This is a genomic window from Melioribacter sulfuriphilus (assembly GCF_052656625.1).
The window spans coordinates 356,580-371,334 of record NZ_JBQXXK010000002.1 but is presented as its reverse complement, the minus strand read 5'-3'; the positions used below and the strand labels follow the sequence as shown (position 1 = coordinate 371,334).

Below are 14,755 nucleotides of genomic sequence, written 5' to 3'. Positions count from 1 at the left end.
GCTTTTCCTTCGCCGCCTAATTAAGAATCCCTTCCTCTGAAATGCTCAGACCTTCGAAATCGAGTAAAAATGAAAGAGAAGATTTATTTTCGAGGCGTCTCATTCCAACGCGATAGATCATGCTCTCGGCGGCGGATCTTGTAGTATTGCTACGACCAATACCTACCTTCGGTTCAATTGTAATAAACTTGTTTAATTTAACGGAGGTTATTTTTTCGAAGTCGCCGGAAAGATATTTATTCATCGAAAAGGAGCTGATTAAATGGTATTCTTCGGGTCTTTCTACTTTTGATAAATTTCCTTTGTATTCCAGGATTTTTGGAAGAGGAAAATTTCCATATTTAGGCTTGTCGTTAAGTGTTAATTTAAATAAATCGGGATTGTTTTTATTTGAATTATCGGTAACAAGGTCGGCAGGAGCGGGGAAGAATTCGTCTTCCGACCAGTAAGAAATTTTATTTATCTTGAGATTAAAAGTTGGATCTTCGGGCGTGTTAACTTTTTTGAATTCTGACAGATTTTTTGAAAAATAGGAAGTACGTAGACTGCCATAAAATACAGATGGTGCAGGCGGAAAAATGCCATTAGCCCACGATTCCTCGCCCATCGAAAAGGGTTTTCCATCTTTAAAGAAAAGTGTATCGATGGCGTCAATTTTTATTTTCATTATTGCTCCCATTGATATATTTTGAAATAAAGTCGGCAATATTCAGAGCTGAAATGAAATTATTGACATTACTGGAAGCCATAAAGAGAGCTTCGACGTTTTTGTAGACTTCCTCAGCAAGCTCTTTATTAGTTCTTCCGGTTTTCGATTTGTTAATAAGTCGTTTCAATTCTGTAAGATATAAAGCGTCGTTTTCGAGCTGTTTTTCGCGGTTAATTCTCGAGAATTCAGATTCAAAATTCTTAATGAAAGAATTTGAGATAAGATTTCTGGATAAGAGGGACGTAAGTTGCTCAATATAATTCATAACGAACTGATTTTCGGAATCGAACCACTGGAAGAAGGCTTTATTAATTTCGCCCGAATGTTTTATAACAGAAATGGCAAAGGCGTTTTTGTTGTCGAACATATCTTTGGCTTCTTTTTCGAGGCGGCGGCATTCTTCGATGACAACATTTAGAGGTGTTTTGTAATGAGAAATTAAGATACCGGCTGTAAAAGTAATCTTTTTTTCTGAATACGACTCAATAGATGAATTAATTTGAGTGTCGAATTCTTTTTTCAATTCAACGAGTTTCTTAAAGACGTGATTCAAATTAAAGAAGCCCATAAAATCGTCGCCTCCGGCATATACAGTGGCACCGATGGGTTTATCGAGCTGAGATTTTTGTGAAAATTTATTGAGAGCCTCTGACAAGTTTTTTTGAAATTCAATTAGGTTTACATTGTCTTTTATAAATTTGCCCGAAATCCAATCGCCCATCCAATCGGCATCGAACATAACCAAAGAGTAGTAGGGAGTGAATTTTAGATTTTGCTTTGCAGCAACCTTTTTTATTTCTGCGTAAGAATTTTTTATTTCTTCGAGCTTTGGAATAAACCTTTTCAGACCCTGTTTCGAAAAGTAATTAGCATCGAGATTTTCTTCGAATAAAAGTTGTTCGTCGAAGTTTTCTCTAAAGATTTCTTTATACTTCTGAAGTATTTCGATTCCGTTATGCGAAAAATCCTTTTCAATTTTTTCCAGAGAGTCGTATAGAGCAATTTCGGCTGTGGGTGGGTAGTTTTTTGTCTGGTAGAATCGTTTGGTAAAACAAACTGCGCAAAGCCCTTCATTTCGATTCAGACCAAAAGAAACTTCAGGCGGCAGTTTTGATTCGTTGTTGTTAATTACAATAAAATTTCTTTGACCACAGACAGAGCATTTTCTTCCAGTTTCAACCAGTTGATTAAAACCGCGGTAGTTCTTTTGCGTTGCTAATAATTTTTCTGCATTTTCATAATCGGTGCGGAAATCCCCTTTGCACTCATAAGCTGTCCAGTAAATTTCTAAAAAAGAATCAATTTGATTTTTGTAAGATTCCGGTAAATTGTTGTTGAGGTAATTATTAATCGTTTCTTCTGATATTTTAGAAAATTTGTTTCGTATATCCGATTCAATTTCTTCTCCGAGTTTTTGAATTTCTTCGGAATTCGAAGCTTTGACTTGCGCTACAAACCGGTTCGGCAAACTTCCGTTCGATTTGTGGGGAAAGATAATATCCTCTTTGTTAAACTTCTCGAGAGCTGTTTTAACTAAGTCCGATATTATTTTACTGCCCGAGTATAAATCCTTTGTTTTTCTGGCCTGGGCAATAAAAGATTGAACCGGAGAAATTGTAAGTACAAAAAGAAAATCTTTCATTCTTCTTCTCCTTCAGCGGATTCTATATAATTTATTATTCTTTTAATTGCTTCATTATAATTCTTTAGTAAGTCTTCTTTCGATATACCTTTTACCTCATAACCACTGCAATAATTATAAGGAATAAGAAAGATGCATCCGGAATAAGTATTATCCTGATTCTTTATAACTGATAAGAAAAGAGGTTTGCCATGTCTTTCAATATTGAAAGCTGAATTCTTAAAAGGACTACCAATATAACTACGCTCTGAAGTATTTAAAAATTTTCTGATATCTTTATATGAATTACCTAAACTAACTAGAGCGTCTATAGAGGAGTTGTTGTCATCTAACCAAAATATTTCTGTTTTTTCAGAAAAAGCAGTAAAATCAGCGGGAGGATATTCTTTTCTTTCTCCAATCCAGTCAAAAACGTTATCAATAGAATAATTTAAATTAGTAATTGAAAAGCGTCCGAAGCCATTTCGGGATTTTGAACCGAGTCCGCCTACCATAAAAACGAGAGCTAAAGCCTGTTCTACTGAATCGATCTGTTCCTTAGTAAGTTGGTCGTCATATTTTATAATAATTTCAAATTTACCGCCTACATCAAAGTACTCATGAAATTCTCCATTATTTCCAGTTTCCCATTTACCAAAAGACATATATTTTATAGTGTTTAGATTGTCGCTTTTAAATGGCTTACAATCCTTTTTAAGTTTAATAGTTTTTGTACGCACGCTTATTTTGCTTTTTAATTGGTAGTCTGTGTGACTGCTGCCAAAAATTTCTGCTTCTTTTCTGTGAAGTTCCTTAATATTCAAGTTGCCGTGCAAAGCTCTCCACCAGTAACGCAAAGCCCCTTTAACAGAAGGCGCCCGTAATTCAACTTTTGTAGGGTCAACGCCTCCCAAAAACATTGGCGTAACTACTTCGCACTCATAAGTTTTTTCGATTGGCATTTTTATACCTCGTTTATATTTGTATTTAATTAAGAGTCCAGAAGAAGAAAATTTTCAAAAAATAAGATTATGGTATCCTGATAAAAATCGTAATTTTTTTTTCATGATTTTAATTTATCAGGTAATCGGGGTTGGGAGTTTTAACGGATATTTTAGAAGGATTAAAATAAATAAATATTTTTTTGAATAGTCTGAAGATGCTAAATTGAATGGGAAGTAATTTAATTTTTCCATAAACCCTCTTTAATAGTATCAATTGCAATATAAAAATAGAAAAACAAATATGAAAGTGGAAATAAAAATTGTGCTCAAAAAAAATTTATAATCTTCAAAGGCAACAATGAATGGTAGATTATAATGAGAGAAAAAATTAATTGTACTGAAGAATTTGCCCGGCTTTCAATTTAGAAGCGCCAACCTTAGAAGTTTTAATTACAATAGCATTGTGCTTAAATTCAGGATTAGTAACAGGGGCAGAGGTATAGGTAATAGCAAAAAAGTTAGGCAGCGAGTTAAATATTTCTGTAAAACTTGAAATCATGGAATAAACTACAATTGGTGCTGGACCATCGATAATTACTCCCGTCCCTTCATCTTTTAGAATCTCAATATTGTGGTGTAAAAATTCAGCTATTGCAGGAAAGTCTTCTATTTTTAAGGCTTCGCGCGGTTTTGTTTTGATAGATATTAATTTATGTAGACCAAAATTTGATGTGGCATTTCTTTTTTCGAGCAAAAAATATCTTTTGATTAAAGGCGAGTTGACTATATTTTTTATTTTTTCGGCGAAAATTTTTTTAACGAGTTCTGATAAATCGCTCGTTGTATCATCGGGATAAATGAAATTGTTTGTGTCAGGCAATTCTTCTTCAACTACACTTTTTTTTAGATCGACACCACTAACTTTTTTAAGCAGGTATTTATTGTTGTCTTTTACTACATCTCCGGTGAAACAATAATTTTCGGGCACCTTTTGCTCTGTCAAAAGAGAGATAGCAGCAAAGAAGAGAGGCAAAAAAAAGGAACGACCGTCAATCTCGTATTTAGTTTGTGAGGAGGAGTTTTTTTTGAGTCCACACTTTAATGAATTTAAGTTCCAATCTAAAATTAGCAATTCAGGGAATTCTCGTTTAAGATAGAGCTCGATAAAGTCGGGTAAAGTTTGAATTAATAATTCCGTCCATTCTTCATTTACAATAATATCGTTATAGTTGTCGTAAGAGCATTTAATTTTAAGGAGGCTGCCATTCTGCAAGTTGAGGTCGACAACAGGTAAATATGTTTCCCCGATGGAATTGGTTTTAAAATTTTCCCAAAGTTGGAAGATATTCTTAAGTTCGTTTTGAAAATGAATTTCGTCGTCGAGATTAAGCGATTTAGAAGAAATTAGTTCTTTACAAAATTTAGTAGCCTCGCTAAATCTTCCTCTCTGAAGCAATTCTTCAATTTTGTTTATCATAATTCACTACAAAAGAAAGAGAATAAACCTTGCTGTCAATTATTACTTCGATATTGTATGGGAAATCCTCGTTAAAAGCTTTATTTATTGGGATGGCAATTCTGTTTGAATCAGGAATTTCAAGATTTTCCATCTTTAGAAAAGAACCATTTTCTTCGGTAATATTAATTTTGTCGATTTTTTTGAATTGATTCGAAACAATAATTAAATAGTAGACATTATCGACGTTTGAAATTCTTATGAGCAAACCAGGAATTTCAAAGGGCAATTCGTGCCTGTAAAGCGAATCTCTTTCCTTTCTCCAGAATTCCAGATCTTTTTCTTCGGTTGCAAAGTCGTTGGCAGCGAGACGAATTTTCTTTTCGATTGAGTAGTTTTCTACATAGGGTAGATTGATCGGAAAGATGCGGGGAAGTGAATCTTCATAGATTTCGAGAGCCTCCATTGAATAGGGCTCTAAATCTTCGAGCAGTTCATCAATAAATACCCGCTGAAGCTCGTCATAGTCGTACGTTTTATTTTTGAGCGATGCTTTTATCTTCTTCAGCGTTTCTGGTGTAACCTTCCCTTCGTAAACAGTCAAGTACTTGGTCGGTATCGGTCTATCTGTTATTCGAAGCACGAACTTTTCTACAGCGAAAACTTCCGACATAACAGGATCTTCTGTCAAACAAACATCTCCTTTATCAACTACTTCTTTAATTGACGTAATAAACGCTGCTCGCACAATCTCTTTGTTTAGCACTTCTGTTATGACGAACTCGAGTCTTTTCGAAGGAGATTTCCAAACCTGTCCTTCTTCAAATACTTCGGGAGGGTTCAGCATAAATTCTATGTATTTGTGTTCTTTGTTCATATTTATTCCTGCATCAATTTTATTCTTCTATAAGATTAAATTCATTTGCGATGTGGCTCATATATGCATCAATTAATTCCATAAGCTCTTTGTCGTCAATGTTATAGTCTTTCTTAAAATCGAGTATGTTAAAAAAATCGGAAATATAATTTTTTACGGTCTGAATCGAAATGTTTTTATTGAATTTTAATTCTAAGAAATCGCGAATTTCTGAATAAGTAAATCCGGATTTAAAATAGAGATAAAAACAGATTTTATAGTAATCAGCTTTTTGTTTATTTGAGAGATAGTAATTCAATTTAGCATTGCAGTAATCAATAAACTTGTTCGCATCAGTAGTAATTGAAATAGCATCGTTTTCTACTATTAAACGATCTTCAGCTAAAACATTCATATTTTCATCCATATTATCAGTTGTATTTTCCAGCGGCAGTAACTTAAAACTGTTAACGTCGCTGTTATTCTTTATGATTTCAATGATAAGAGAGAGGGACAAATAATAATTTTCTAAATTTTTTAGAATCTCCCAAACTGCCTCATAAACTGCCTGAGAACTAATTTTACCTAAGCCATTTGAGCTATTTTGTCTTACAATGAAGAGGCGGTTGAATTCGACTTCTCCGTCGTAAATCTTTTTTTCTTTTTTATTATTCACGGAATAATAAAATTCGTTGAATTTATTTTCTTTGATGATTAGTTTTTTCTCTACCAGTGTCTCTAAGGCTTTTATGACAGAAGAGCGGAGATTGATGACGTCTTTAAAACTGGATTTATCGATCGATTCTCTATAGCAAGTTCTAATAATTGAATAGACATACGAAATCATAATCTTATCATTGTCTTCAGAGGGCACGATTTTTTCTTTCCAGATTTCGTTTTTTGAAAAGGATTCCCACAGGGACTGCATTACATTTTGCTTGAAATCTTGTATTAATTCAGCTTCAATAAATTTATTAGTGTCTTTTATCCACTTATGAAGCATATTATTAATCTGATTGTCGAGTTCAATAATATCAGTATGATTGTAATCTTCTGATATTATTTTTCGAATTATGTCGGTTATATTATCCTTCATTAGTTGCATTTGTTTTATCGAGTATTTTTTTTAGTTCATTTATTAATGAGTAACTTAAATCGGGAAGTTTTTTGCGTAGCGATCTTATTGAGATAGTTTGTCTATGATGTAAAAGGAAGTAAGTGGTGTTTCTTAATCTTTCTGGAGGCACCTTTGCTACTAAAATTGTTTCTGATGGTCTGTGGTATAATGAAGTGCCAGGTGCTACTTCAATTTCACTCTTTGCGTTAAATTGATTTACTTTTGATAACAAAACGACCGGCCTGTTTGCGTCTTTTATATTACGCCTCTCGTTACCAAATTTTATTTTTGCGTCGGGAATCGACCAGACAGAACCAAAATTATAAATTAACAGTGGGTCGTATTCTTCTTTATTTATCAATCTTTTTGTTAAACGAACTTCTGTAAGTTTAATATTGCCGTTTGTATGTAGTTTCTTCTTTAAATACTCGATTGTATACATAAAAGTAATCTGTTTTATGTATAAAAATAGTAGATTAATAAACAATCAACAAATAAACTTTATATGTTAGATATAAATTTTAAATAAGTTGTAATCTAAAATTATTGTAAAGGAGGTGTTCTAAAAACTTTTCAAAGCTACTATTAATTTTTTATCGGAAATACGATGAGTAGCTTTCTATGAATTGAAATTACGGCTATACCGGAAATGGCAATTAGTTTTCCCTGGAAGAATTATACAAGTCTGGATTCTTCTTTTTATTCTCTGTAAAAATTCTACCGCAAAGAAGGCAGAGCCACTCGTTGTCGGGATGGTTATATTTTGGGGGGTTTAGAATCAAAGTAGCGTTTGAATTGCAAAAAGGACATCGAGGATTATACCGTTCATCTTCTTTTTTCTTTTTAGTCACGACTACTACCAGCCATGTTCAATTTTTCTGTGCGGTCGGCAATCTTAAGTTTTTCAATCAACTCGTCGAGTTCACCTTCCATAATTGAATCGAGATTATAAAGTGTCAGACCAATGCGGTGGTCGGTAACTCTATTTTGAGGAAAGTTGTAAGTTCTAATTTTGTCGCTCCGATCGCCTTTGCGTACCATCAATTTACGTTGTGCAGAAATTTCGGACATCTGTTCTTGCATTTTCATATCGTAAAGGCGAGCTTTTAATACTTTCATTGCCTTTTGTCGATTTTTGAGCTGCGAACGTTCGTCCTGACATTGAACTACAAGTCCTGTAGGCAGGTGTGTAATACGGATAGCGGTTTCCACTTTATTTACATTTTGGCCACCGGCCCCACCACTTCTGTAGACGTCGATGCGTAAATCATTTGGGTCGATTTCAACGTCGACATCTTCAACTTCTGGCAGAACGACTACAGATGCGGCGGATGTATGAATTCTGCCGCTGGCTTCAGTTTCCGGCACTCGTTGAACACGATGAACACCACTTTCGAATTTCATGTCTCCGTAAACGTTTGTACCAGAGAGCGAAAAGACAACTTCTTTTATACCGCCCAGACCTGTATCGTTGATATCAATCAGTTCCTTGTGCCAGCCGCGCTTTTCGGCATATCTCGAATACATCCGATACAAATCGGCGGCAAATAATCCTGCTTCTTCGCCGCCTGTTCCTGCTCGTATTTCAACAATTACATCTTTGTCGTCGTTCGGGTCTTTCGGAATGAGCAATAATTTTATCTTCTCTTCGAGCTCTTCAAGTTTCTTGTTCAAATCCTTTAATTCGATTTCGGCAATTTCTACTAATTCTTTATCGGATGAAGTTTCTATTATCTCTTTGTTGCCGTTGATTTCTTTGAGTACTTTTTCGTATTCGCTGAAAGCGGCTACAATTTCTTCCAGGTCTCTGCGTTCCTTACTAAGGGAAATAACCCTCTTCTGGTCCGATAACACCTCGGGATCGGTAAGTTTGGTGTTAATTTCTTCAAACTTTTCCCGTATTGATTTTAATTTGTCGTAAATTTCCATTATATCCTCGAAATTCGATTTCAAATATACTAAGTTTAGTCTTTTTTTACCTCGCTTACTTTCTTTTTTCGTATCGGCAAAACGGCCACTTCTTTTCTCATTTTAATTGAGTGAGGATAAGGTCTGAGTCTTTTTAATGATTCGATTGCAGACTCGTCTATAAATTGTAATGCTTCGTCGAGTTCCAGCAATACTGGCATACGGTTGTGAAAAGGTTCTATAAATTTATTCGGCGTCGTTGTAATAATTGATACAGAAAGATTGTTGTCTTTGTCTTTATACATTATTCCAGGCACAAAAAAATACTCTTCGTTATAAATATAAATTTTATGCTGAACTTTTTTGCCGTCTACCTCGATCCATTCATAAAAACTTGTCATCGGTACAAGGCATCGATTATTTGTAAACAGGTCATTCCAGAATTTTTTTTCTTTAATTGTTTCGCTCCTCGAATTGACAATATTCGGTTTATCCTTACCGAATTTAATTCCCCATTTAATCAGGCTTATCTGGAGTTTATTACCCTCTTTATAAACACATAGAATTTTATCGTTTGGTCGGATGTTTATTTTCTTAAACGATTCGTCGAGTTCTTTTGCCTCGACGTTATATTTTTTTTCGAGAAGTTTTCTTATCAGAATAGCCGCTTCTATTTTAGTCTCGAAACCATAACACATTTAAGTACCCCCTTTTTTTCTTTTTCGGATGAGGATAATTAAAAATAGTAATTTTTTTAGAAGAAATTTCAATAAGAATTTCTTTCGAAATGTTTAATTTTATTTTTCAAAAAAGAATTTGCTTATGCCGAGAAGAAAATTAAGAAAATTACTCGAAGTTAGAACGTTTGAAAATGTGTTCGATGCTAAATCGGAAAACGTAGAGGAAAAGCTGAGGAGTTACCTGAATAATACCGAAAAAGTAACGCTGGAACTCGGCTGCGGACAGGCGGATTATTCAATTAATCTGGCGCAACTTTATCCCGACAGGTATTTTATCGGAATTGACAGGAAAGCGGCTCGTATCTGGAATGCATCTAAAAATGCCGATGATAAAGGAATTAAAAACGCAGCCTTTTTAATTTCCTACATTGAACGCCTCGACGAAGTATTCAAAACAATGAAAGCCGAAGAAATCTGGATTACATTTCCCGACCCGTATCCCCGTCGCAGCAGTATGAAAAAAAGGCTTACACATCCGCGCTTTCTTGAAGTTTATAAAAAAATTATGACTCCAGGTGCCGTTATCAGTTTAAAGACCGATGACGACACTCTTTACGAATATACGCTTTCTGTTGTTGAAGAGGAAAATCTTAAGTTGATCAAAGCTCTTAAAGACCTCTATTCGGAAGAAAATCTGAGTGAAGAAGAAAAAATCCGCACAAAATATGAAAATCAGCACATCGCAGATGGGAAGAAAATAAAACTCGTCCGTTTTACTCTCGATTAAAAATTGTACCTGATCGAATCATATAATTCCAGATTGTTATGAACGTGTAGAGCTACACCATCGATATTCATACTTTGAAAATATTGTTTTATGGGTCCTAAATCGATGAATACGGTATCACTTAAATACGCCTCGCACATATCGCCATTGTTGTCATGCATTAAATAAAGATTTACATCTGATACGGAAGACCATGGTGGATAATACCAAAGAGTGTAAAATTCATGCTTTCTACACCCGCCACTGTATGATACTTGAAGGATTAATTTATCGTCCAATAATTCCATCTTGTTAATAACGTAAGGATCTTTCTTATATAATTCGAGTTCTTTTATGCTTTCAATTTGAATTGGATTAGGAGAATTAAGTATCTCAAGTTCGACTACATACTCTTCTGGATTAATCGAGTCAGGATAGACCGGATAAGGGGACAACGATTTGAGTCGTATTAAATAATTTCCAATCGAATAAGAATATCCGAACGACCTGAAAGTATTAAGGTCGACAGTCCTTTTTTCTGAACCCAACACAATTCTTAAACGAACGACTGCATTTCCTTCCCAGAAGCACTCTACTCCAATTGGGCATCTTGAATCAGACGGTACCTCAAGAAAAAGGATTTTTAGTTCGTTGTTGATATATGCATAATTTTTGATTCCTAATTTTATTGTAGCTGTGCTTGATTTTTCTACGTTGTAAAGAACTGGAGCTACAATATCAGAGCTTTCTGAACATGAAATTAGAAGAAATAAACATAAATACAATAACCTTTTCATCGCCCCTCATATTTTTGAATGGATTACCTCACTTCAAATTAAATTTATTATTCGTAATTAGCAATAATGATTTTTGTATTAATTTAAGTTAAATTCAATGCGTCCGATAATAATTAGAGAAAATTAAATATTAATATTGAAAAAGTCGGATAACATAGGGAAAATAAAAACGAAGCTGACCAATAAAGAAATTGTCGTTCGTCTTATGACGAAAAGACTCGATGGAATTTTGTATCAGTTCGATTTGACAGAAAATCGTTTTATTTATTTAGAAGGCGAAGCAATGAGAGTCTCCGGATATCCTGCTAAGAATTTTATATCCGGCAAATTAAAATGGAGTGAAATAATTTATAAACAGGATATAAAACTATTCAAGAAAAAAAGAGAACAATTGTTCAAAAAGAAGAATCATACGGCTAATCTAATTTATCGAATATTACACAAAAATGGTTCGATCCGATGGATTAGAGACATTGCAAAATTAACGAAGATAGATAATCACCATGTAGTTAATGGAATTTTGTACGATATTTCAGAGATGATTGAAGAGAAAGAAAGATCAAAGAAGGTCGAGTTTCAATTCAAAAGTGCCGTCGACAATTCACCTAATATTATTTTTACTGTCGATAGGAATTTGAACTTTGTTTATCTCAATGCTGCTGCCGAAAAAGTCTTTGGTAATCTCGAAAAATTAGATTCAAAAAAAGTATCGAATTTTATCAGCTCCCCAATAATTATAAAACGTAAGAAATATGAAAATGATTATGTGAAGAAGTTGGTCGATGAAATATATAAAGGCAAAAAGTTTAAAGATGTTGAAATCAAATACAAAGACAGGAATGGTAAGGAAATTATAACCATTGCCAGAATTTATCCTAAATTAACACACGATGGTAAAATTGAAACATGTGTTTTTGCAAATACGGATATAACCATACGCAAACAGAAAGAAGAAAAATTAAGAGCAATTGAGAAAACGATTGAATATGCGCACGACCCAATTTTCTGGGTTAATTCAAAGGGACAAATAATCTATGCAAACAAGTCTGCCTGTAAAGAACTCGGTTATACAAAAAAAGAATTGCTTTCCAAAACAGTTTTTGATATCGATCCGCATGTTAAAAAAGAAAACTGGGAGCAACACTGGGAAAAGTCAATTGAAAGAAGGAGTTATACGTTTGAAACAGAGCACAAAACCAGAGATGGAACTATTATTCCAGTAGAAATATCGGTTACATCATTTGAATATAATGGTGAAATTATTCATTCCGACATTGTAAGAGATATAAGTGACAGGAAGAAATATGAGAAAGAAATAATTGAAGCCAAAGAGAAAGCCGAAGCAAACGAAACGAAATTTAAAGCAGCATTTTATACCAGTCCCGATGCAGTGAACATTAATAAACTAAATGGCGAGTATGTTGAAATTAACGAAGGGTTTACTCGCTTGACGGGTTATACAGAAAAAGATGTTATTGGTAAACTTTCGTCTGAGATAAATATCTGGGCAATACCAGAGGACAGGGATAAATTGATCGCAGGTCTAATGAAGAATGGAATTGTTGAAAATCTTGAGTCGTTATTCAGAGCAAAAGATGGAACGTTAATCCCGGCTCTTATGTCGGCTAAAATAATTTATCTGAAGAACGAACCGCATATTTTGTCGATAACAAAAGCAATAGTTGAAAGAAAGCAATATGAAAACCAATTATTAATTGCTAAGGAAAAGGCGGAGCACTCTGAAAAGCTTAAATCTGCATTTCTTGCGCAAATATCGCACGAAATACGCTCGCCGTTAAATCGAATACTGGGTTATGTTTCGTTGATAAAAGACTTTATTGTAGAAAATCTTCCCGAAAAAACGAACGAATCAAATGAGTATTTTAACGGCATCGAAATTTCCAGTCAACGGTTGATACGCACGATCGATTTAATTCTTAATATGGCTGAGTTGCAAACAAAATCATACCAACCGTTATTTAAGGAATTTGACCTTTATGAAAGACTTTTATTGCTTTATAACGAGTATCAGAACTTTGCCAGTGTAAAAAATCTCAATTTTGAGCTTAAGAAAAAAACTGATGACACAAAAATTCTTGGTGATGAATATAGTGTTGTTCAGATATTTGCGAATTTGATCGACAATGCAATTAAATATACCGAAAAAGGGAGTGTAAAAATTATCATTGATAGAAATAAAAGGAATCAACTGTTTGTAGATGTGGCGGATACTGGAATTGGAATGTCTGATGAATTCCAGAGGGAGCTTTTCAAACCTTTTATGCAGGAGGAAATTGGATATTCAAGAAAATATGAAGGCAATGGGCTCGGTCTTGCACTCGTTAAAAATTATTGTAACATTAATGGAGCTATAATTACGCTAAAAAGTAAAAAGAATAAAGGCTCAATTTTCCGCGTTGTCTTTAATAGAAGAGATTTTAATATTGATTCAACTTAGTTCTCAATAAGCCACATCGATAAATTGATTTTTTGCTTTTAATAAAGATTGCTTCCCCTCTAAAGTTACCAGTGCAACTACAGTTATTGATTCGTATTCCCAGTCGGGAGGACCGTCGCGTCCAATTTTTTCATATTTATAAGGAAAATTATTCGGATAGATCTCTTCGCTGGTCAGTCCAGCAAACACTTGATTATCCCGGATTAAGTAGTAAGCGACTATATCAACAGGGAAATCGATTAAACTCGAGTCCGTAGTTTGAAGTGTTAATAGAATATTAAAATTAGGAGTGGCTTCTGGAATTGGAGGCATTTTATTGTACCAGATACTGGTTTTCAGTATCAGCTTTTTGTTCTTGAAAATTAGAGTATCGTCTGCAGCCAAAAGAGTGGATAAAGGAATTTCGGGTGGTTGTTTTTTTTCCTCTTCACAAGCCACTGTAAAAAAAGTTGTAATGATCAGACAAAATAGAATTATTCTTTTCATTTTCTTTTTATTATTTCTTCATAAGCGCTTTCAAGATTCATGCGTCGCGCGCCATTCCAGCGTTCTTTAAGGAAAGCAAATCCTGGTATTTCTTCTGCGTTAATAATTTCTTCTTTCGATTTACCTGTTTTAATCTGATTATCTACAAAATCAAGGAGTGTTGTCAGATAATTTTTCATTTGAAGCAAGCTCTCTTTTTTACCGATCACATTTTCGTCATTGTTGGCGTGTCCGAAAATAAAAGTTGTATTGTCGTCGTACAATGCGAGAGTTTTATTAATAAATTCAATCCATTGGTAAAGGTTTGATCCTCCCGGAAAATCAATATAGGGGTAAGTATTGTTAAATACAACGTCGCCCATATGAACAATATTCGAGTTTACAAAACGAACGGCGATGTCGCCAGCGGTATGTGCTGGATTAAAATGAATTGCATGGATTTTTTCTTTTCCCAGGTCGACAGTCCATTCATTTTCGAAAACAATATCCGCATAAGCTTGGGGAGTATCGCTGTTGCCGTAGAATTTTTGTTGCATTTCCCGGCATTTTTCATGTCCCACTATTTTGTCTGTAAATTCTCTCAGAAAATGGTTACCACCAGTGTGGTCTCTATGATGATGCGTGTTGATTAAGAAATTGATACGACGACTTGTTTTGTTTTTAAGTCCTTTATAGAAATTGCGTACCGAATCGTCCATCTGTGCATCGATAACAACAACAGCGTCGTCGTTTACGTACCAGGCGATTGTACCCCCTTTTTCTGTATAGATACCGATATTTTCATTTAGATTTCTAAATCCCGAAATTTGCTGTGCTGCTTTTACGAAAAACTTATTTCCCTCCAATAAAATTCCACCGGTAATAAGAAGCGAGGTTTTTATAAAATTCTTGCGCGTTGTTTTCATATTTGCCCCTTTAATTAGTTTGTAAATAAAAACACAATCTTCTTACCTAAAG

At 34.3% G+C, this 14,755-nt stretch carries 14 protein-coding genes; 2 read left to right on the top strand and 12 right to left on the bottom strand.

Annotated elements, in window-relative coordinates; genetic code table 11:
• Window positions 1-16: 16 nt before the first annotated feature.
• From ACUN8G_RS03515 to ACUN8G_RS03475, 9 genes are all read right to left on the bottom strand, one after another.
• The gene (locus ACUN8G_RS03515; RefSeq protein ID WP_437345740.1) at window positions 17-667 is read right to left on the bottom strand and encodes a type III-B CRISPR module-associated Cmr3 family protein; all 651 of its coding nucleotides are present in this window, start codon (window positions 665-667) and stop codon (window positions 17-19) included.
• The gene (cas10, locus tag ACUN8G_RS03510) at window positions 651-2,351 is read right to left on the bottom strand and encodes a type III-B CRISPR-associated protein Cas10/Cmr2 (protein ID WP_437345739.1); all 1,701 of its coding nucleotides are present in this window, start codon (window positions 2,349-2,351) and stop codon (window positions 651-653) included. Before cas10 ends, ACUN8G_RS03515 begins: the two co-directional genes overlap by 17 nt.
• Window positions 2,348-3,292, bottom strand: coding sequence for a type III-B CRISPR module RAMP protein Cmr1 (cmr1, locus tag ACUN8G_RS03505; protein WP_437345738.1), 945 nt, complete (start codon window positions 3,290-3,292; stop codon window positions 2,348-2,350). Before cmr1 ends, cas10 begins: the two co-directional genes overlap by 4 nt.
• 370 nt (window positions 3,293-3,662) lie before the next feature.
• Window positions 3,663-4,751, bottom strand: a complete 1,089-nt coding sequence (locus ACUN8G_RS03500; RefSeq protein ID WP_437345737.1) for a hypothetical protein — start codon at window positions 4,749-4,751, stop codon at window positions 3,663-3,665.
• Window positions 4,735-5,607, bottom strand: coding sequence for a hypothetical protein (locus ACUN8G_RS03495; RefSeq protein WP_437345736.1), 873 nt, complete (start codon window positions 5,605-5,607; stop codon window positions 4,735-4,737). Before ACUN8G_RS03495 ends, ACUN8G_RS03500 begins: the two co-directional genes overlap by 17 nt.
• Before the next feature lie 19 nt (window positions 5,608-5,626).
• On the bottom strand, window positions 5,627-6,682 hold the full coding sequence (locus ACUN8G_RS03490) for a hypothetical protein (RefSeq protein WP_437345735.1): 1,056 nt from the start codon (window positions 6,680-6,682) through the stop codon (window positions 5,627-5,629).
• A complete protein-coding gene (locus ACUN8G_RS03485; protein ID WP_437345734.1) occupies window positions 6,672-7,145 on the bottom strand; it encodes a hypothetical protein in 474 nt (157 codons plus the stop codon). Before ACUN8G_RS03485 ends, ACUN8G_RS03490 begins: the two co-directional genes overlap by 11 nt.
• Window positions 7,146-7,546: 401 nt before the next feature.
• Entirely contained in the window at window positions 7,547-8,632 is a 1,086-nt protein-coding gene (gene prfA, locus ACUN8G_RS03480) for a peptide chain release factor 1 (protein WP_437345733.1), read from the bottom strand.
• 35 nt (window positions 8,633-8,667) lie between these two features.
• Complete coding sequence (locus ACUN8G_RS03475) at window positions 8,668-9,309, bottom strand: SOS response-associated peptidase (RefSeq protein WP_437345732.1); 642 nt, start codon at window positions 9,307-9,309, stop codon at window positions 8,668-8,670.
• Window positions 9,310-9,433: 124 nt separating this feature from the next.
• Between ACUN8G_RS03475 and trmB the strand changes: the two genes are divergently transcribed.
• A complete protein-coding gene (gene trmB, locus ACUN8G_RS03470) occupies window positions 9,434-10,078 on the top strand; it encodes a tRNA (guanosine(46)-N7)-methyltransferase TrmB (protein ID WP_437345731.1) in 645 nt (214 codons plus the stop codon).
• On the opposite strand, the gene ACUN8G_RS03465 is transcribed toward trmB, so the two are convergent.
• Entirely contained in the window at window positions 10,075-10,854 is a 780-nt protein-coding gene (locus ACUN8G_RS03465; RefSeq protein WP_437345730.1) for a hypothetical protein, read from the bottom strand. The genes trmB and ACUN8G_RS03465 overlap by 4 nt on opposite strands.
• Before the next feature lie 205 nt (window positions 10,855-11,059).
• On the opposite strand from ACUN8G_RS03465, the gene ACUN8G_RS03460 reads away from it, so the two are divergent.
• Complete coding sequence (locus tag ACUN8G_RS03460) at window positions 11,060-13,312, top strand: PAS domain S-box protein (protein ID WP_437345729.1); 2,253 nt, start codon at window positions 11,060-11,062, stop codon at window positions 13,310-13,312.
• Between the two features lie 3 nt (window positions 13,313-13,315).
• Here the strand turns inward: ACUN8G_RS03460 and ACUN8G_RS03455 are convergent, their stop codons facing one another.
• Window positions 13,316-13,798: a hypothetical protein gene (locus ACUN8G_RS03455; protein WP_437345728.1), complete on the bottom strand. Its 483-nt coding sequence runs from the start codon at window positions 13,796-13,798 to the stop codon at window positions 13,316-13,318.
• On the bottom strand, window positions 13,795-14,703 hold the full coding sequence (locus ACUN8G_RS03450) for an MBL fold metallo-hydrolase (RefSeq protein WP_437345727.1): 909 nt from the start codon (window positions 14,701-14,703) through the stop codon (window positions 13,795-13,797). The genes ACUN8G_RS03455 and ACUN8G_RS03450 overlap by 4 nt, the downstream gene beginning before the upstream one ends.
• Window positions 14,704-14,755 lie beyond the last annotated feature (52 nt).